The sequence below is a fragment of the Salmonella sp. 741265050_HSA genome (assembly GCF_046569445.1).
In the GTDB taxonomy this organism is placed as follows: domain Bacteria; phylum Pseudomonadota; class Gammaproteobacteria; order Enterobacterales; family Enterobacteriaceae; genus Salmonella; species Salmonella enterica.
This window is the reverse complement of the sequence record NZ_JBKFSV010000003.1, coordinates 395,205-413,009: the sequence shown is the minus strand read 5'-3', so window position 1 is coordinate 413,009 and position 17,805 is coordinate 395,205. Positions and strand designations below refer to the sequence as shown.

General features: G+C 54.3%; 18 protein-coding genes. 9 read left to right on the top strand and 9 right to left on the bottom strand.

Features of this window, described 5'->3' with window-relative positions:
- Positions 1–94: 94 nt before the first annotated feature.
- The 3 genes from ACLD4F_RS10270 to metK form a co-directional block, all read right to left on the bottom strand.
- Positions 95–592 carry a SprT family zinc-dependent metalloprotease gene (locus tag ACLD4F_RS10270; protein WP_000856775.1) on the bottom strand — a complete coding sequence of 166 codons (498 nt, stop codon included), beginning with the start codon at positions 590–592 and terminating at the stop codon, positions 95–97.
- A 78-nt stretch (positions 593–670) separates the two neighbouring features.
- Positions 671–2,065: a galactose/proton symporter gene (gene galP / locus ACLD4F_RS10265; RefSeq protein ID WP_001113171.1), complete on the bottom strand. Its 1,395-nt coding sequence runs from the start codon at positions 2,063–2,065 to the stop codon at positions 671–673.
- A gap of 492 nt (positions 2,066–2,557) precedes the next feature.
- On the bottom strand, positions 2,558–3,712 hold the full coding sequence (gene metK, locus ACLD4F_RS10260; RefSeq protein ID WP_001062140.1) for a methionine adenosyltransferase: 1,155 nt from the start codon (positions 3,710–3,712) through the stop codon (positions 2,558–2,560).
- 55 nt (positions 3,713–3,767) lie between these two features.
- On the opposite strand from metK, the gene ACLD4F_RS10255 reads away from it, so the two are divergent.
- From ACLD4F_RS10255 to speB, 5 genes are all read left to right on the top strand, one after another.
- Positions 3,768–4,067: a hypothetical protein gene (locus ACLD4F_RS10255; RefSeq protein ID WP_023198014.1), complete on the top strand. Its 300-nt coding sequence runs from the start codon at positions 3,768–3,770 to the stop codon at positions 4,065–4,067.
- Positions 4,068–4,126: 59 nt separating this feature from the next.
- Complete coding sequence (locus ACLD4F_RS10250; RefSeq protein WP_001751809.1) at positions 4,127–4,276, top strand: hypothetical protein; 150 nt, start codon at positions 4,127–4,129, stop codon at positions 4,274–4,276.
- Between the two features lie 85 nt (positions 4,277–4,361).
- Positions 4,362–4,493, top strand: a complete 132-nt coding sequence (gene yqgB, locus ACLD4F_RS10245) for an acid stress response protein YqgB (RefSeq protein WP_000729109.1) — start codon at positions 4,362–4,364, stop codon at positions 4,491–4,493.
- Between the two features lie 8 nt (positions 4,494–4,501).
- Positions 4,502–6,478 (top strand): biosynthetic arginine decarboxylase, encoded by a 1,977-nt coding sequence (gene speA / locus ACLD4F_RS10240; protein WP_001278580.1) that lies wholly within the window; start codon positions 4,502–4,504, stop codon positions 6,476–6,478.
- Between the two features lie 227 nt (positions 6,479–6,705).
- Complete coding sequence (speB, locus tag ACLD4F_RS10235; protein WP_000105550.1) at positions 6,706–7,626, top strand: agmatinase; 921 nt, start codon at positions 6,706–6,708, stop codon at positions 7,624–7,626.
- A 100-nt stretch (positions 7,627–7,726) separates the two neighbouring features.
- On the opposite strand, the gene ACLD4F_RS10230 is transcribed toward speB, so the two are convergent.
- On the bottom strand, positions 7,727–8,485 hold the full coding sequence (locus ACLD4F_RS10230) for a M48 family metallopeptidase (RefSeq protein WP_000701825.1): 759 nt from the start codon (positions 8,483–8,485) through the stop codon (positions 7,727–7,729).
- A 275-nt stretch (positions 8,486–8,760) separates the two neighbouring features.
- Between ACLD4F_RS10230 and tkt the strand changes: the two genes are divergently transcribed.
- Positions 8,761–10,752, top strand: a complete 1,992-nt coding sequence (gene tkt / locus ACLD4F_RS10225) for a transketolase (protein WP_000098651.1) — start codon at positions 8,761–8,763, stop codon at positions 10,750–10,752.
- A gap of 43 nt (positions 10,753–10,795) precedes the next feature.
- On the opposite strand, the gene ACLD4F_RS10220 is transcribed toward tkt, so the two are convergent.
- Genes ACLD4F_RS10220 through ACLD4F_RS10200 form a run of 5 tightly spaced genes read right to left on the bottom strand, consistent with a single transcriptional unit; the run spans position 10,796 to position 13,848 of the window.
- Complete coding sequence (locus ACLD4F_RS10220; protein ID WP_023202168.1) at positions 10,796–11,452, bottom strand: ABC transporter ATP-binding protein; 657 nt, start codon at positions 11,450–11,452, stop codon at positions 10,796–10,798.
- Positions 11,446–12,123 (bottom strand): ABC transporter ATP-binding protein, encoded by a 678-nt coding sequence (locus tag ACLD4F_RS10215; RefSeq protein WP_001534176.1) that lies wholly within the window; start codon positions 12,121–12,123, stop codon positions 11,446–11,448. Before ACLD4F_RS10215 ends, ACLD4F_RS10220 begins: the two co-directional genes overlap by 7 nt.
- Positions 12,111–12,818 (bottom strand): energy-coupling factor transporter transmembrane component T, encoded by a 708-nt coding sequence (locus ACLD4F_RS10210; RefSeq protein ID WP_079943922.1) that lies wholly within the window; start codon positions 12,816–12,818, stop codon positions 12,111–12,113. The genes ACLD4F_RS10215 and ACLD4F_RS10210 overlap by 13 nt, the downstream gene beginning before the upstream one ends.
- Positions 12,819–13,397 (bottom strand): ECF transporter S component, encoded by a 579-nt coding sequence (locus tag ACLD4F_RS10205; protein WP_000124001.1) that lies wholly within the window; start codon positions 13,395–13,397, stop codon positions 12,819–12,821.
- Between the two features lie 25 nt (positions 13,398–13,422).
- Positions 13,423–13,848: a PPC domain-containing DNA-binding protein gene (locus ACLD4F_RS10200; RefSeq protein WP_000218563.1), complete on the bottom strand. Its 426-nt coding sequence runs from the start codon at positions 13,846–13,848 to the stop codon at positions 13,423–13,425.
- A gap of 373 nt (positions 13,849–14,221) precedes the next feature.
- Between ACLD4F_RS10200 and epd the strand changes: the two genes are divergently transcribed.
- From epd to fbaA, 3 genes are all read left to right on the top strand, one after another.
- Entirely contained in the window at positions 14,222–15,268 is a 1,047-nt protein-coding gene (epd, locus tag ACLD4F_RS10195) for an erythrose-4-phosphate dehydrogenase (protein WP_000218338.1), read from the top strand.
- Positions 15,269–15,289: 21 nt separating this feature from the next.
- Complete coding sequence (pgk, locus tag ACLD4F_RS10190) at positions 15,290–16,453, top strand: phosphoglycerate kinase (RefSeq protein ID WP_000111274.1); 1,164 nt, start codon at positions 15,290–15,292, stop codon at positions 16,451–16,453.
- Between the two features lie 101 nt (positions 16,454–16,554).
- On the top strand, positions 16,555–17,634 hold the full coding sequence (gene fbaA, locus ACLD4F_RS10185; RefSeq protein ID WP_000034386.1) for a class II fructose-bisphosphate aldolase: 1,080 nt from the start codon (positions 16,555–16,557) through the stop codon (positions 17,632–17,634).
- Positions 17,635–17,805 lie beyond the last annotated feature (171 nt).

Sequence of the window (17,805 nt, the reverse complement as noted above, 5' to 3'; positions counted from 1 at the left end):
GCACACTCCATAGCAAAACGAGCCCGCAACGTAACGAAAGTTGTGTCTGTATGCAATCAGTCCGCTCAGGAAAGTTCCCGGACGTTTCGGGAAACTACCCGGCGACCAGTGGTTCGCCGCAGTGAACGCAACGATAAACCGCTTCGCCGCGTACTACCCGATTATGACGGCGGACGGTGAGTTGATGTTGCTGGCATTGGCAATGGTAGGGAAAGGTATTGCGCCGTACGGATTGCAGCGCAAATTGATGAGTACGTCTGGCCGGAACGCCCAGCACGCTTTCCATCATCCACTTCCATTCCTTGCCATGCGGAGCCTTGCGTCCGAAGTGCTTCCACACCAACAGATGCGCCAGTTCATGCGGCACGACCTCTGCAATAAATGTGTCGATGTTTTCCAGCAGTAACACCGGGTTGAGGCGGATTTCGTAGCTCTCCAGCCAGGCGGTGCCCGCCGAGGTGCCGCGTTGCGTATACACCAGTTTCGGCTCCGGATAATGTCTATCGAGCTTGAGGTTCGCCTGGGCGAGATTTTCCCGCAGACGGCGCATCACGGCCTGCTGGATAGCGATAGGGAGACGAGGGGTTTTCATAGCGGCAGAGAATAGTGCGACGGAAGAGGGACTGCAAGAAAAACGCTTCCTCCTGTGGCAGGAGGAAGCGTGGAGGGATTAGTCGTGGGCGCCGATTTCGCGCAGTTTACGACCTTTCATCAGGTTACGTTCAATGTGTTCCAGCGAAACGTGTTTGGTTTCCGGCACCAGCCACAGGGTCAGCAGGATAAACAGTACGTTCAGGCCAGCGTAGACCCAGAAGGTGTTGGCGTTACCCAGATTGTTCAGCATGGTCAGGAACGTTGCGCCGACGATCATATTGGCGATCCAGTTGGTCGCGGTGGAGCAGGTGATGCCGAAATCGCGGCCTTTCAGCGGCTGGATTTCGGAGCACAGTACCCAAATCAGCGGACCAGCACTCATCGCAAATCCAATGATGAACATCAGCAGCATAGCGATAGCGAAGTATTGCGCAGACGGCGAATGGATGCCGATGTGCATCATCGTACCCAGAATCCCCATACCAATCGCCATGACCAGGAAGCCCAGCGTCAGGGTCGGCTTGCGGCCCCAGCGGTCAACCAGGCCGATAGCGATGAAGGTTGCCAGGACGTTAGTCAGACCAACAATAACGGTGCCCCACATCTGCTCCGTGGTATTCGTGTACCCCGCCAGTTCGAAGATTTTCGGCGCGTAATACATGATGACGTTCATCCCGGTAAATTGCTGCATGACCTGCAACAAAATGCCAAGAAACACGGCGCGGCGGAAGTTGCTGTTCTCTTTGAACAGCGCCCAACCGCTCTGTTTAACCTGCAAACTTTCGCGAATTTCATCGAGCTCACGTTTTGCTTCCGCACTGGTGTCACGCAGGCGCAACAGGACGCGTTCAGCATCATGGAAACGGCGTTTCGCCGCAAACCAGCGCGGGCTGTCCGGCAGGAAGAAGACGCCGATCAGCAGCAGAATGGCCGGGATGATGATCACGCCGAGCATCCAGCGCCATGCGCCGCTGTAGCTGAACGCGGTATCGGACAGATAAGCGCCCAGAATCCCGATGGTGATCATGAGTTGGTACATTGAGATCATACTGCCGCGAATTTTTTCCGGCGCGATCTCGGACAGGTACAACGGTGCAGTGTAGGAAGCGACGCCGACGGCCAGACCCAGCAGCACGCGAGAAATAATCAGGACTTCAACGTTAGGCGCCGCAGCGGAGAACAGCGAACCGGCGACGAACAGGATAGCGCCGATCATCAGGCTTTTTTTACGACCCAGCTTAAAGGAGAGCCAGCCGCTGCCGACAGCGCCGACGGCCGCGCCAAACATCATGGAGCTGACCACCCATTCCTGAGTGTGTGCGGTAATCTGAAACTCGTCGGTAATGAAGGGTAAAGCACCGGCGATAACGCCGATATCCAGGCCAAAAAGTAATCCTGCCAGGGCTGCAAGAAAGCAGACAAAAAATGTCATGGCCTTGTTGGAACGCCCTTGTTTTTTATTGTCAGGCATTATGCCCTCCGGTTGGGTTAGCAATTTTATCGATGTTAAGAGTAGGTGAGTACGCCGTAAAAAGATGTGAGGCTAATCACAATGGTGTAATCGTTTACACTACTATTTATCTCGGTGATTATTTAATTATCTGAAAAATAATAGTTTTAATAATCTTATAACCATATCAATCGCCTGCTATTCAGACAAAGTTGAAAAATTATGTAATATTTTCATCGCAGAATTAGCATACCGATAGTGATGTGGTCAGTTCTTAATGAAAATAAATGTAACCGCTTTCATGATGACTGAAACTGAATGATAAAAAGTGTAGTCGAAGAAACGAAAGGGGAGAGTGGATTGTGCTGCGCATCACAAAAAGGTCAGTATAAATTCACGCTGGAATATCTGATAACGTTGCGTGTATCAGCAATGATAAAGGCCAGCAGGGCGCTGGCCTTGATAAGTACGGTATGGTTTACCTGACTGAAAAACAGCGTCAGGCGCGGGCGATTATTTCAGACCGGCAGCATCGCGCAGCAGTTGCGCTTTGTCGGTTTTTTCCCATGGGAAGTTTTCGCGGCCGAAGTGGCCGTAAGCCGCAGTTTCTTTGTAGATCGGGTGCAGCAGATCCAGCATCTGAATCAAGCCGTACGGGCGCAGGTCGAAGAATTCGCGCACCAGCAGAATCAACTGTTCAGCAGGCACTTTTTCAGTACCGAACGTTTCCACCATGATGGACGTCGGCTCCGCTACGCCGATAGCGTAGGAGACCTGGATTTCACAGCGATCCGCCAGACCTGCCGCCACGATGTTTTTCGCGACATAACGCGCAGCGTAAGCTGCAGAACGGTCAACTTTAGACGGATCTTTACCGGAGAAGGCGCCGCCGCCGTGACGCGCCATACCGCCGTAGGTATCAACGATGATCTTACGACCGGTCAGACCGCAATCGCCCATCGGGCCGCCGATAACAAAACGCCCGGTTGGGTTGATAAAAAACTTAGTGGACGTATTTAACCATTCAGACGGCAGAATGGGTTTGATGATCTCTTCCATCACCGCTTCTTGCAGCGATTTTTGGTCGATATCTTCTGCGTGCTGCGTAGAGAGAACCACGGCGTCGATACCGACGATTTTGCCGTCGTCATACTGGAAAGTGACCTGGCTTTTTGCATCCGGACGCAACCATGGCAGGGTGCCATTTTTACGCACTTCAGCCTGACGCTGTACCAGACGGTGCGCGTAGGTGATTGGCGCAGGCATCAGTACGTCGGTTTCATTTGTCGCGTAGCCAAACATCAGGCCCTGGTCGCCCGCGCCTTGTTCCAGCGGGTCTGCGCGGTCAACGCCCTGGTTGATATCCGGAGACTGTTTGCCAATTGCGCTCAGTACCGCGCAAGAGTTGGCGTCAAAGCCCATGTCGGAATGCACATAGCCAATTTCGCGCACCGTATTACGGGTAATCTCTTCGATATCGACCCAGGCGCTGGTGGTGATCTCACCGCCAACTAAAACCATGCCGGTTTTAACGTAGGTTTCACAGGCGACGCGTGCTTTCGGATCCTGTTGCAGGATAGCGTCCAACACGGCATCAGAGATTTGGTCTGCGATTTTGTCAGGATGCCCTTCTGATACGGACTCAGACGTAAAAAGGTGTTTTGCCATATTTAATTTCACCTAAGGAGAATTTAGTTAGCTCAAACTGTTGTGCGGAATAGTCATGACAGAAGATTCTACCATGAGTCTGAAGGTCACTGACACTGGCAGTCTGAGTGTTAATCGGTATGGATGGATTAACATCTGGACGGCTATTTTAGGTCACTTCTTCGCCCAATTTCCAGCTTTTTTTGAAGGCCGTCGCAATGTTGGTCAAAATCAGGCGGTAAACGTTTCTGATAATGCTGACATTATGCGCATTTATGCTTTGCTTTTTTTCTGCGTTCTGGGTATAAAACGCGACGCGCGGCTCATACAAAAGCACACGACGTTTTCTTCGTGTCGCCACTTCCAGCCGGGTTAAAACGTTGCTTTGGCTTGTGGGTTCGTCTTACGAGGCGGCCGTGGAGGTGATACGAGATAATGAACCGTTGTATTCTGCTGAATCTGTCGCATCGTTCTGGTGCGCGCATGTCCCCCGCAATCTGCATCTCTGCTTTGCATACCTGCCGATGTTATACCCATCTCGGCGCTTCTCAGGATTCCAGAGCCGGCAATGGCGCTGAAGACTGAACAAGGGCGCTCTTGTTAACGCAAGAGTTTTCTCGTGGTTTCGCCGAATCGTTATCTGTGAGTTCGGTTACGTGTTTACAATGATATGAAAAAGAAACCGGTCGCGCAGGCGGAGCATCAGCGCTATCTGCTGGAAAATCCGCTTGTCTATGGGTTGTTATCGCGTCTTCGGATTGCGATAGTAGTCAACTGTTTTACACTTGCTAATAAAAATTGAGGTTCGCTATGTCTGACGACATGTCTATGGGGTCGCCTTCGTCAGCAGGCGAACAGGGTGTACTACGCTCCATGCAGGAGGTTGCAATGAGCTCCCAGGAAGCCAGCAAGATGCTGCGCACTTACAATATTGCCTGGTGGGGCAATAACTACTACGACGTCAACGAGCTGGGCCATATCAGCGTATGCCCCGATCCCGACGTACCGGAAGCGCGTGTCGATCTTGCCAAACTGGTGAAAGCGCGCGAAGCGCAAGGTCAGCGTCTGCCGGCGCTGTTCTGCTTCCCACAGATCCTGCAACACCGTTTGCGTTCAATTAACGCGGCGTTTAAGCGTGCGCGTGAATCTTACGGTTATAACGGCGACTACTTCCTCGTTTACCCGATTAAGGTCAATCAGCATCGCCGCGTGATAGAGTCCCTTATCCATTCCGGTGAACCGTTGGGGCTGGAAGCGGGGTCGAAAGCGGAATTGATGGCGGTGCTGGCGCATGCCGGCATGACCCGTAGCGTGATCGTCTGTAATGGTTATAAAGACCGTGAATACATTCGGCTGGCGCTGATTGGCGAGAAGATGGGCCATAAGGTTTATCTGGTCATCGAAAAGATGTCTGAAATCGCGATTGTGCTGGAAGAGGCCGAGCGCCTGAACGTGGTTCCTCGCCTGGGCGTGCGTGCGCGTCTGGCTTCTCAGGGGTCCGGTAAGTGGCAATCCTCCGGCGGCGAAAAATCAAAATTCGGCCTGGCGGCAACCCAGGTGCTGCAACTGGTGGAGACCCTGCGTGACGCCGGGCGTCTGGACAGTCTGCAACTGTTGCACTTCCACCTGGGATCGCAGATGGCGAACATTCGCGATATCGCGACCGGCGTGCGCGAATCCGCGCGTTTCTATGTTGAGCTGCATAAGCTGGGCGTTAATATCCAGTGCTTCGACGTGGGCGGCGGTCTGGGCGTGGATTATGAAGGTACCCGTTCGCAGTCCGACTGTTCGGTGAACTATGGCCTGAACGAATATGCCAATAACATCATCTGGGCGATTGGCGATGCCTGCGAAGAGCATGGTTTACCGCATCCGACGGTGATTACCGAGTCTGGCCGCGCCGTCACTGCGCACCATACGGTACTGGTCTCTAACATTATCGGCGTGGAGCGTAACGAATACACGGATCCGACTGCCCCTGCTGAAGATGCGCCGCGCGCGCTGCAAAATCTGTGGGAAACCTGGCAGGAGATGCATAAGCCAGGCACCCGCCGCTCGCTGCGTGAATGGCTGCATGATAGCCAAATGGATCTGCACGATATTCATATCGGCTACTCTTCCGGCGCGTTTAGTTTGCAGGAGCGCGCCTGGGCGGAGCAACTTTATCTCAGCATGTGCCATGAAGTGCAGAAGCAACTGGACCCGCAAAACCGTGCGCATCGTCCAATTATCGACGAACTGCAAGAGCGAATGGCGGACAAAATGTACGTCAACTTCTCGCTGTTCCAGTCGATGCCGGACGCGTGGGGAATCGATCAGCTCTTCCCGGTACTGCCGCTGGAAGGGTTAGATCAGGTACCGGAACGTCGTGCCGTGCTGCTGGATATTACCTGTGATTCCGATGGCGCTATCGACCACTATATCGATGGCGACGGTATCGCCACGACGATGCCGATGCCGGAATACGATCCAGAGAATCCGCCGATGCTCGGCTTCTTTATGGTCGGCGCCTATCAGGAGATCCTCGGTAACATGCACAACCTGTTTGGCGATACTGAAGCGGTTGACGTGTTTGTCTTCCCGGATGGTAGCGTCGAGGTTGAGCTGTCGGACGAAGGCGATACCGTTGCGGATATGCTGCAATATGTGCAACTGGATCCAAAAACGCTGTTAACGCATTTCCGTGACCAGGTAAAACAGACGGATCTGGACGATGCGTTGCAGCAGCAGTTCCTTGAGGAATTTGAAGCGGGACTGTACGGTTATACTTATCTTGAAGATGAGTAGTCGTTGATGCCCGGTGGCGCTGCGCTTACCGGGCCTACGAATGCAGGCTGGATAAGGTAAAGCCGCCACCCGGCAGAATGCTATACTCACTTGAACCCGTATGAATTAACGGCGATAATTCGCCGCAATAGCGATTTACAAATCAATCCCTTCCTCGTCGGGTTTAACGACGCGGAGGGGATTTTTTTCATCTGTTTTAATGCAACGACTCTAAAAGAGGTCAGGACATGAGCACCTTAGGTCATCAGTACGATAACTCACTGGTTTCTAATGCGTTTGGTTTTTTACGTCTGCCAATGAACTTCCAGCCGTATGACAGCGATGCCGACTGGGTGATCACTGGCGTACCGTTTGATATGGCAACGTCCGGTCGCGCTGGCGGTCGTCATGGCCCGGCGGCGATCCGTCAGGTGTCGACCAACCTCGCCTGGGAACATCACCGTTTCCCGTGGAATTTTGACATGCGCGAGCGCCTGAACGTTGTGGACTGCGGCGATTTGGTGTATGCGTTTGGCGATGCCCGTGAAATGAGTGAAAAATTACAGGCGCACGCTGAAAAGCTGCTGTCTGCAGGCAAGCGTATGCTCTCTTTCGGCGGCGACCACTTCGTTACGCTGCCGCTGCTGCGCGCCCACGCGAAACATTTTGGCAAAATGGCGCTGGTACATTTTGACGCGCATACCGATACCTACGCTAACGGCTGCGAATTCGATCACGGCACGATGTTCTACACCGCGCCGAAAGAAGGCCTGATCGATCCGCATCATTCGGTACAGATCGGTATTCGCACTGAGTTTGACAAAGACAATGGCTTTACCGTGCTGGATGCCTGCCAGGTCAACGATCGCGGCGTGGATGATATTCTCGCTCAGGTGAAACAGATCGTCGGCGATATGCCGGTCTATCTGACCTTTGATATCGACTGTCTGGACCCGGCGTTTGCGCCTGGCACCGGTACGCCGGTGATCGGCGGTTTGACCTCCGATCGCGCCATTAAGCTGGTACGCGGTCTGAAAGATCTGAACATTGTCGGTATGGATGTAGTGGAAGTCGCGCCGGCTTACGATCAGTCGGAGATCACCGCTCTGGCGGCCGCGACGCTGGCATTAGAAATGCTCTATATCCAGGCGGCGAAGAAGGGCGAGTAAGTTGTTTTGCCGGATAGCACTGCGCTTATCCGGCCTACGCTTACCGGGCCTGTGTAGGCCGGATAAGGCGTTCACGCCGTCATCCGGCACTGTTCGGGGATTATTTGATCCCGTCCGCGCTCATACGATCGCGCACATGCTGTGCGCGTGCGGCGGACGCCGGGTGATCGTCGAACATCGAGCTTTGACGACCCGCTTCCAGTTTTGCCAGTTTCTCAAAGCTGGTAGCGAGTCCTGCCGGACTGATACCGCGTTTGCGCAACAGATCGTAAGAATAATCATCCGCTTCGGACTCCTGACGCTGAGAGAACTGCGAGTTCACCAGTTTTTCGCCAAGATCGCCAAGCTGTGATTGCGACAGGCTGCCGACAACTCCTCCTGCCGATGCCGCCGCGACGCGCACGGCGTTAGTGCCCAGCGCGACCTGCATCCCTTTCTTTACATGACCCAGCGCGACATGGCCCATTTCATGGCCGATCACGGCTTCAACTTCGTTGTCGGTCATCATATCCATCAGTCCGCTGTAGACGCGGATACAACCGTTCGCCATGGCAAACGCGTTGACGTCTTTCGTCTCGTAAACCTTATAGTTCACCGGCTGGCCGTTAATGTTATCCCCCAGAGCGGCGGCAATTTTTGTCAGTCGTTTAGCGTATTCGCTGCTCGCCGGCGCGATTTTCGCTTTGCTGTCGAGCTCTTGACAGGATTGATCGCTCAGCGCTTTTACCTGCGCATCGCTTAACGTATAGGCCTGAAAAGCTTCAGCGCCCGAAGAAAGCAGTCCATTAGAGTCCATATTCTGGCAACCGGTCAGCACCGTCGCCATGCCCAAAGCAAGCAGTAAAGCGCGAATTTTCATTTTTCTCTTCCATACGAATTAATATTATTTTGAAATGCGCCCGTTGCAGATGAATTAGCGCCTGGGTTAAGTATAAAGAAAAGCGTGGCAGGCAAGTTAGCTAATTGCGCAACATGCGAGCACGATCCGGAGATTTCTGAAGCGGTAAAAGGATGTTCCATGTACATGACGCGCGGCTTGGGGTAAATTGTTGGCAAATTTTCCGGCGTAGCCCAAAACGCGCTGTCGTCAAGTCGTTACGGGCATGGCCTTTCAACATCCGATCTGGAGTCAAAATGTCCTCACGTAAAGAGCTTGCCAATGCTATTCGTGCGCTGAGCATGGACGCAGTACAGAAAGCCAAATCCGGTCACCCGGGTGCCCCGATGGGTATGGCTGACATTGCCGAAGTCCTGTGGCGTGATTTCCTGAACCACAACCCGACCAACCCGTCCTGGGCCGACCGCGACCGCTTCGTGCTGTCCAATGGCCACGGCTCAATGCTGATTTACAGCCTGCTGCACCTCACCGGTTATGACCTGCCGATGTCCGAACTGCAGAATTTCCGTCAGCTACATTCAAAAACCCCGGGTCATCCGGAAGTGGGCTACACCGCTGGCGTTGAAACCACTACTGGCCCGCTGGGGCAGGGTATTGCCAACGCCGTCGGGATGGCGATTGCCGAGAAAACTCTGGCGGCGCAGTTTAACCGTCCTGGCCACGACATCGTTGACCACTTCACCTACGTCTTTATGGGCGACGGCTGCATGATGGAAGGCATTTCTCACGAAGTGTGCTCTCTGGCTGGTACTCTGAAACTGGGCAAACTGATCGCGTTCTATGATGACAACGGTATCTCTATCGATGGTCATGTTGAAGGCTGGTTCACCGATGACACCGCGAAACGTTTTGAAGCCTATGGCTGGCACGTTATCCGTGGCATTGACGGTCACGATGCCGACGCCATTAAACGCGCCACGGAAGAAGCTCGCGCCGTGACTGACAAACCGTCCCTGCTGATGTGCAAAACCATCATCGGCTTCGGTTCGCCGAACAAACAGGGTACCCACGATTCCCACGGCGCGCCGCTGGGCGACGCGGAAATCGCGCTGACCCGCGAACAGTTGGGCTGGAAGTACGCGCCGTTCGAAATCCCGTCTGAAATCTACGCCCAGTGGGATGCGAAAGAAGCCGGCCAGGCGAAAGAGTCTGCATGGAATGAGAAATTCGCGGCTTATGAGAAAGCCTTCCCGCAGGAAGCTGCTGAATTCACTCGTCGTATGAAAGGCGACATGCCGGCTGACTTCGATGCGAAAGCGAATGAGTTCATCGCTAAACTGCAGGCGAATCCATCCAAAATCGCCAGCCGTAAAGCGTCCCAGAATGCCATCGAAGCCTTCGGTCCGCTGTTGCCGGAATTCCTCGGCGGCTCCGCTGACCTGGCACCGTCTAACCTGACCCTGTGGTCCGGTTCTAAGGCTATCAACGAAGACGCCGCAGGTAACTACATTCATTACGGTGTGCGCGAATTCGGTATGACCGCTATCGCCAACGGTATCGCCCTGCACGGCGGTTTCCTGCCGTACACCTCCACCTTCCTGATGTTCGTCGAATATGCCCGTAACGCAGTGCGTATGGCAGCGTTGATGAAACAACGTCAGGTGATGGTTTACACCCACGACTCCATCGGTCTGGGCGAAGATGGCCCGACGCACCAGCCGGTCGAGCAGGTGGCAAGCCTGCGCGTAACGCCGAACATGTCCACATGGCGTCCGTGCGACCAGGTGGAATCCGCGGTGGCGTGGAAATATGGCGTAGAGCGTCAGGATGGCCCAACCGCGCTGATCCTCTCCCGTCAGAACCTGGCGCAGCAGGAACGTACTGAAGAGCAACTGGCGAATATCGCCCGCGGTGGTTACGTACTGAAAGATTGTGCGGGCCAGCCGCAGATTATCTTCATTGCGACCGGTTCTGAGGTTGAGCTGGCGGTTGCCGCTTACGAAAAACTGACTGCCGAAGGCGTGAAGGCGCGCGTGGTTTCCATGCCGTCCACCGACGCATTCGACAAGCAGGATGCGGCCTACCGTGAATCCGTGCTGCCGAAAGCGGTCTCTGCGCGTGTGGCGATTGAAGCGGGTATCGCTGACTACTGGTTCAAATACGTCGGCCTGAACGGCGCTATTGTCGGCATGACCACCTTCGGTGAATCCGCCCCGGCAGAGCTGCTGTTTGAAGAGTTTGGCTTCACGGTGGACAACGTGATCGCCAAAGCGAAAGCGCTGCTGTAATCCTTAATACGGCATAAAACGGGTCGCTTCGGCGACCCGTTTTTTATTCCCCCTTTGACAACCTGCCGTTTTCCAGCCGTACCACCCGTGAAAAATGACGCCGGGCAAACGCAGCGTCATGGCTAATCGCCACGACGCTGGCTCCCCGTGCCCGGCATGTCGCCAGCCAGTGTTCAAATACGGTTAGCCAGTGGGCGTCAAAATCCCGGCTGGGTTCATCCAGCAATAACACCGGCGGCGCCATCGCCTCCAGACTGGCGACCGCCACCATCCGGCGCTGCGCGGCGTGCAGATCAAGCGGGTGCGCCTCGGCGACGTCCGTTAGCTGGCATAACCGCAGCGCGGCCTGCGTGCGCCGTGAAATTTCCTCCGCCGATAAGCGTTGTAGTTTCAGCCCAAAAGCGACCTCTTGTGCGACATTGCTGTGGAAAATCTGGTTTTCCGCTTCCTGAAAGAGTACGCCGATAGCGGCGGCGCGTTGACGATTTTTAAGCTGCGCAATCGGCTCTCCATTAAGCGTTACCGAGCCGGAAGTGGGGGAAAGCAGGCCGGCCATAATCCGTAACAGCGTTGATTTTCCCGCGCCGTTATCGCCGGTCAACGCCAGCCATTCGCCGTCACGAAGTTCAAGCGAGATGGCGTGCAGACAGTCGGCTGCGGCATCCGGCCAGCGATAAGCGACCTGATTTAACGTCAACATAATGGGGTTAGCGCTCCGTCGCGCAATTGCCATACCCGCTGGCATCGCGTCAGAAAAGGAAAGTGATTACGTTCAAAAAGCACAATGAGAGAATGACGTTCCAGCGCCCACTGTTGTAGCCGTTCCAGCAGTGTCCCGGTGGCCGCTGACGTCAGCCGACTGAAGGCTTCATCAAGAACTAATAATCTGGGCTGCATGGCAAGCGCGCTGGCAATTACTACCCGCTGCGTTTCGCCGCCGGAGAGCGTGCCGGGATGGCGATGGCGTAACGACTGGCAGTTTGTCAGAGTCAGCGCCTCGTCAATGCGCCGTAGAATCTCCGCTTCATGGAGGCCGAGATTCTCCGGGCCAAACGCCACCTCTTCCTCTACGCTAAAGGTACAGCCGGAAAGCTGTAAATAAGGCGATTGCTGCACCAACTGGATGGTGGGCGACTGTTCTACCAGCGGGAGCTGCCCGATAGGGACGCCAAGCAGTAAGCCTGTGCCGTCAATATCACCGGGGAGATAATCCGGATACCAGCCAGCCATCAGTTGCGCCAGCGTACTTTTTCCGCTGCCGTTATCGCCGACTATCGCCACTATTCCGGGTGTTGAATAGTGGAAATCAAAACATGCCGGCGGGCGTGTCGCATCGGACGGAAGATAACGAAACTGCTCTAACGTAACCATATCCATACTCCCGCTTCCGCCAGTATTAGCAGTACCATGCCATACCGCGCAACCCGCTGTAACATGCTATCTTTCGGCGCCCACAGCGTGGTTCGGGCTTGATGCAGCCGAAACCCCCGCATATCCAACGCCGCGCCGCGTATTGTCAAATCGTTAAGCGCATTTTGCGTAAGCGGCACGATCAGCGCAGGCATCGCCCGTAGCCGCTGATACCAGCCTTCATCCAGCGGTACGCCGCGCGCGCGCTGGGCTTCATGAACGATCGTCAGTTGTCGTTTGAGCTGTTCGACGACCAGCAGCGGGCCAGCGAACAGGTAAGCGATGCCGGGCGGCAGACGTGAAGCGAACAGGGCGCGAATAAACCGCTGAACCGGCACATACTGCATCCATAGCTGCGACGTCGACACGATCGCCAGCAGGCGTAGCCATAGCGTAACGGCATATATCCAGCGTTGCGGATCGCGAGGCTGCCCGCTTATCCATTCCGTTAGCCAACCGCCATGTACCAGCCATAGCCCAAACCCTAAAGACAGCATCAGCCAGGCGACATACTTCGCCCGCCGCCGCGTTGATTTCAGCGCCAGCAGACAGAGGAAGGCCGCCGCGCTATAAATCGGGAGCACGGTCTGCGCAGGGAGCAGCAGCGTGGTGCAGGCCGCCAGCGCCCATAAGGTTAACGAGGTAAACGGATGCATTTAGCGTACGGCTGACATCGCAGGAAAATGCCGTGTCGTACGTAACGGTAGCTGACGCAGCAGCACCCAAACGATGATCGCCGTCAGAATTTTATCGACCAGATTAGCGCCTATGACGGTAATCGCGACCGACTCTACCAGGTTTTGGCCCATTGAATGCATCCAGGCGACGAATAAATCAGCGCCGCTGCCGGTAACGCCGCCAAAAAGCGCGGTACGAAGCGGTACGGCAACCAGCGTCACCGCTAACGTAATGACGACGCCGCTGACGATCACTTTGGGCAGGGTACGAAACCAGCCTGCGCGCGCCAGCCACCCGGCGACCAGGCCGATAACCATCGCTACCGGGGCAAACGCGGCAGCGATAGGGTCGGTAAGAAGCCCCCACAGCAAGTTGGTCAGAAGCCCAGTCAACATGCCGATGAACGGCCCTAACAGCACCGCACTAATTAAGGTGCCGATCGAGTCGAGAAAAATAGGCAGCTTCAACATGCTAATAAGCTGTCCGCCAATCATATTGATGGCAATAGCGATAACAATCAGCACCAGAGACTGGCTGGAAAACGGGCGACGCGCCATAAAGTACCTCTTAAAGAGTCGTCAATTAACGGGAAGAAATATGCAGTTCGTCATAACCGGAAATGGCGCACGGTTGACGGCTGAACGTCAGCGCTGGCAGCTCGCCGATAACCAGTTCCAGCGTGGTACGCACGGTACACCCTGACATCATATGGCCGCCGAGCATGGCCCCGTAGGGATCCGATACCGCGAGATGCAGATGCTCGCCGGTCAATTCAAGCGTGCCGTTTAGCGAGATAACTTCAAACGTGCCGGTGAGCGATGTGGTCGCCTCTTGCCCGGCATAACGCAGCGCAACATCGGCCAGACTGCCGGTACACCCTGCAATCCAGGCGGCATGTAATTGGTTCTGTTGCACAAAGGCGTGTAATTGGGAAAACACTTCCTGGCCGGGAAGCAGACGAAGCGCGTAAAAGCGCGCTGTAGAGGCATTGTGGTGAGATACAGTCATCGTTACAGGACTCCGAGACTCGGACGTGGCGCTGATAATATAGACGCTGGCGGCAGCGCTTTCTGATATAAATCAGTATTTGTGACGCGGCGATGAAAAGATCTGACGGATGTACTGGTGATTCTTAAATATGGAATAAATTGCAGCGTAAGCGGCCATGAAATGTGATGCAGGTCAGATAACTGTCTTCTTCGACTGGACAAACATTCCTTTTATTCCCCGTTTCGCTTATTCTAGCTGAAGCGTTTCAGTTAATTAAATGTTCGACAATTAACCAATCAGTCGCAGTTTGCGACAGGTGAGGTTTTACTCGACGATGAGCTGCATTACTCTGTCAGCCTCATCTGAATCGGGATAGCCTTGCAGGAGACCTATGACCGTACGCATAGCGATTAATGGCTTTGGTCGCATCGGGCGTAACGTGGTTCGTGCTTTGTATGAATCCGGACGTCGGGCGGAAATTACCGTGGTGGCCATCAACGAGCTGGCGGATGCCGCAGGCATGGCGCATTTGTTGAAATACGATACCAGCCACGGGCGTTTTGCATGGGAGGTTCGCCACGAGCGCGAGCAGCTTTTTGTCGGCGACGATGTCATTCGTATTCTGCATGAACGAACGCTGGCGGATCTGCCGTGGCGCGAACTGGGCGTGGATGTCGTGTTGGATTGTACGGGCGTATATGGCAACCGGGAGCATGGCGAGGCGCATATTGCCGCTGGCGCGAAGAAAGTGCTCTTTTCTCATCCGGGCAGCAACGATCTTGACGCCACCGTCGTTTTTGGCGTGAACCAGAACCAACTGCGTGCGGAACATCGTATTGTCTCAAACGCATCCTGTACCACGAATTGCATAATTCCCGTCATTAAATTGTTGGATGATGCTTACGGCATCGAGTCTGGTACCGTCACGACGATCCACTCCGCGATGAACGATCAGCAGGTGATCGACGCGTATCACTCCGATCTACGGCGCACGCGCGCGGCCAGCCAGTCGATTATCCCGGTAGATACAAAACTGGCGGCAGGCATTACGCGTATATTCCCGCAGTTTAACGACCGTTTTGAGGCGATTGCGGTGCGCGTTCCAACCATTAATGTGACGGCGATCGATTTAAGCGTAACGGTGAAAAAACCAGTAAAAGCCAGTGAAGTCAACCAGTTGCTGCAAAAAGCAGCACAAGGTGCATTTCATGGTATAGTTGACTATACGGAATCACCGTTGGTCTCGATAGATTTTAACCACGACCCGCACAGCGCCATTGTTGATGGCACGCAAACCCGGGTCAGTGGCGCCCACCTGATCAAGACGCTGGTCTGGTGCGATAATGAATGGGGCTTTGCTAACCGGATGCTCGACACCACGTTAGCGATGGCCGCAGTTGGTTTCAGGCTCGACGCGTCAGCGTCGACAAAACTTTAAGCATCATTGAGAGGATTCACCATGTCTGTAATTAAGATGACCGATCTGGATCTGGCCGGGAAACGCGTTTTTATCCGTGCGGATCTGAACGTACCTGTTAAAGAAGGGAAAGTGACCAGCGACGCGCGTATCCGCGCCTCTCTGCCGACCATTGAACTGGCTCTGAAACAGGGCGCGAAAGTGATGGTAACTTCCCACCTGGGTCGTCCTACCGAAGGCGAGTACAACGAAGAATTCTCTCTGCTGCCGGTTGTTAACTACCTGAAAGACAAACTGTCTAACCCGGTTCGCCTGGTCAAAGATTACCTGGACGGCGTTGACGTGGCCGAAGGTGAGCTGGTGGTTCTGGAAAACGTTCGCTTTAACAAAGGCGAAAAGAAAGACGACGAAGCGCTGTCTAAAAAATACGCTGCCCTGTGTGACGTATTCGTGATGGACGCCTTTGGTACTGCGCACCGCGCGCAGGCTTCTACCCACGGTATCGGCAAATTTGCTGACGTCGCGTGCGCAGGCCCGCTGCTGGCCGCTGAACTGGATGCGCTGGGTAAAGCGCTGAAAGAACCGGCTCGTCCGATGGTGGCTATCGTTGGTGGTTCTAAAGTATCTACCAAACTGACCGTTCTGGATTCCCTGTCTAAAATCGCTGACCAGCTGATTGTCGGCGGCGGTATCGCCAATACCTTCGTTGCCGCTCAGGGCCACAGCGTCGGTAAATCCCTGTACGAAGCTGACCTGGTTGACGAAGCAAAACGTCTGCTGACCACTTGCGATATCCCGGTTCCGACTGATGTTCGCGTTGCCACCGAGTTCTCCGAAACCGCACCGGCGACTCTGAAATCCGTTAACGACGTGAAAGAAGACGAGCAGATCCTGGATATCGGCGATGCTTCCGCTCAGCAGCTGGCTGAAATCCTCAAGAATGCCAAAACCATTCTGTGGAACGGCCCGGTTGGCGTGTTTGAGTTCCCGAACTTCCGTAAAGGGACTGAAATCGTGGCGAATGCCATCGCTGATAGCGAAGCGTTTTCCATCGCTGGCGGCGGCGACACCCTGGCGGCAATCGACCTGTTCGGCATTGCTGACAAAATTTCCTACATTTCTACTGGCGGCGGCGCATTCCTCGAATTCGTGGAAGGTAAAGTTCTGCCAGCCGTAGCGATGCTCGAAGAGCGCGCTAAGAAGTAATCGTTACGGGCAGGGATTCCTGCCCGTTGATTTATCGCCGATCTGACATTCAGGGCGGCCCGTGTTTTTTCCCAAAGCCCGACGATACAGGACAACGAAACATGTCTAAAATTTTTGATTTCGTAAAACCAGGCGTGATCACTGGTGATGACGTACAGAAAGTGTTCCAGGTAGCAAAAGAAAACAATTTTGCTCTGCCGGCAGTTAACTGCGTGGGCACTGATTCCATCAACGCTGTTCTGGAAACCGCTGCAAAAGTTAAAGCACCGGTCATCGTTCAGTTCTCCAACGGCGGCGCGTCCTTCATCGCGGGTAAAGGCGTGAAAACTGACGTACCTCAGGGCGCGGCAATCCTGGGCGCTATCTCTGGCGCGCATCACGTTCACCAGATGGCTGAACACTACGGCGTTCCGGTTATCCTGCACACTGACCACTGCGCGAAGAAACTGCTGCCGTGGATCGACGGTCTGCTGGACGCGGGTGAAAAACACTTTGCGGCTACCGGTAAACCGCTGTTCTCTTCTCACATGATTGACCTGTCTGAAGAGTCTCTGCACGAAAACATCGAAATCTGCTCCAAATACCTGGCGCGCATGTCCAAAATTGGCATGACTCTGGAAATCGAACTGGGTTGCACCGGTGGCGAAGAAGACGGCGTGGACAACAGCCACATGGACGCTTCTGCTCTGTACACCCAGCCGGAAGACGTTGATTACGCGTACACTGAACTGAGCAAAATCAGCCCGCGTTTCACCATTGCCGCTTCCTTCGGTAACGTACACGGCGTTTACAAGCCGGGTAACGTGGTTCTGACCCCGACCATTCTGCGTGATTCTCAGGACTATGTTTCTAAGAAACACAACCTGCCGCACAACAGCCTGAACTTCGTTTTCCACGGCGGTTCCGGTTCTACTGCTCAGGAAATCAAAGACTCCGTAAGCTACGGCGTAGTGAAAATGAACATCGATACCGATACCCAATGGGCAACCTGGGAAGGTGTTCTGAACTACTACAAAGAAAACGAAGCGTATCTGCAAGGTCAGCTGGGCAACCCGAAAGGCGAAGATCAGCCGAACAAGAAATACTATGACCCGCGCGTATGGCTGCGTGCTGGCCAGACTTCGATGATCGCTCGTCTGGAAAAAGCATTTAAAGAACTGAACGCGATTGACGTTCTGTAATGTAGTCTGTTGATTAAAATGGCTTCCCTTGGGAAGCCATTTTTTTATCGTTATTCCCGGAGAGCGGCGTTAGCGCTTTCATCCGGCCAACTCACAGTGTACCTGCCTTTTTGGGGATGATGCCGAAAAATGGCATATTCCGCTGTTTTTGTTTACCTTTAAAAAGTTCTT

Coding starts and splice junctions, on each gene's coding strand:
- ACLD4F_RS10270 (WP_000856775.1), bottom strand. CDS start 592: ATGAAAACCCCTCGTCTCCCTATCGCTATCCAGCAGGCCGTGATGCGC.
- galP (WP_001113171.1), bottom strand. CDS start 2,065: ATGCCTGACAATAAAAAACAAGGGCGTTCCAACAAGGCCATGACATTT.
- metK (WP_001062140.1), bottom strand. CDS start 3,712: ATGGCAAAACACCTTTTTACGTCTGAGTCCGTATCAGAAGGGCATCCT.
- ACLD4F_RS10255 (WP_023198014.1), top strand. CDS start 3,768: ATGACAGAAGATTCTACCATGAGTCTGAAGGTCACTGACACTGGCAGT.
- ACLD4F_RS10250 (WP_001751809.1), top strand. CDS start 4,127: ATGAACCGTTGTATTCTGCTGAATCTGTCGCATCGTTCTGGTGCGCGC.
- yqgB (WP_000729109.1), top strand. CDS start 4,362: ATGAAAAAGAAACCGGTCGCGCAGGCGGAGCATCAGCGCTATCTGCTG.
- speA (WP_001278580.1), top strand. CDS start 4,502: ATGTCTGACGACATGTCTATGGGGTCGCCTTCGTCAGCAGGCGAACAG.
- speB (WP_000105550.1), top strand. CDS start 6,706: ATGAGCACCTTAGGTCATCAGTACGATAACTCACTGGTTTCTAATGCG.
- ACLD4F_RS10230 (WP_000701825.1), bottom strand. CDS start 8,485: ATGAAAATTCGCGCTTTACTGCTTGCTTTGGGCATGGCGACGGTGCTG.
- tkt (WP_000098651.1), top strand. CDS start 8,761: ATGTCCTCACGTAAAGAGCTTGCCAATGCTATTCGTGCGCTGAGCATG.
- ACLD4F_RS10220 (WP_023202168.1), bottom strand. CDS start 11,452: ATGTTGACGTTAAATCAGGTCGCTTATCGCTGGCCGGATGCCGCAGCC.
- ACLD4F_RS10215 (WP_001534176.1), bottom strand. CDS start 12,123: ATGGTTACGTTAGAGCAGTTTCGTTATCTTCCGTCCGATGCGACACGC.
- ACLD4F_RS10210 (WP_079943922.1), bottom strand. CDS start 12,818: ATGCATCCGTTTACCTCGTTAACCTTATGGGCGCTGGCGGCCTGCACC.
- ACLD4F_RS10205 (WP_000124001.1), bottom strand. CDS start 13,397: ATGGCGCGTCGCCCGTTTTCCAGCCAGTCTCTGGTGCTGATTGTTATC.
- ACLD4F_RS10200 (WP_000218563.1), bottom strand. CDS start 13,848: ATGACTGTATCTCACCACAATGCCTCTACAGCGCGCTTTTACGCGCTT.
- epd (WP_000218338.1), top strand. CDS start 14,222: ATGACCGTACGCATAGCGATTAATGGCTTTGGTCGCATCGGGCGTAAC.
- pgk (WP_000111274.1), top strand. CDS start 15,290: ATGTCTGTAATTAAGATGACCGATCTGGATCTGGCCGGGAAACGCGTT.
- fbaA (WP_000034386.1), top strand. CDS start 16,555: ATGTCTAAAATTTTTGATTTCGTAAAACCAGGCGTGATCACTGGTGAT.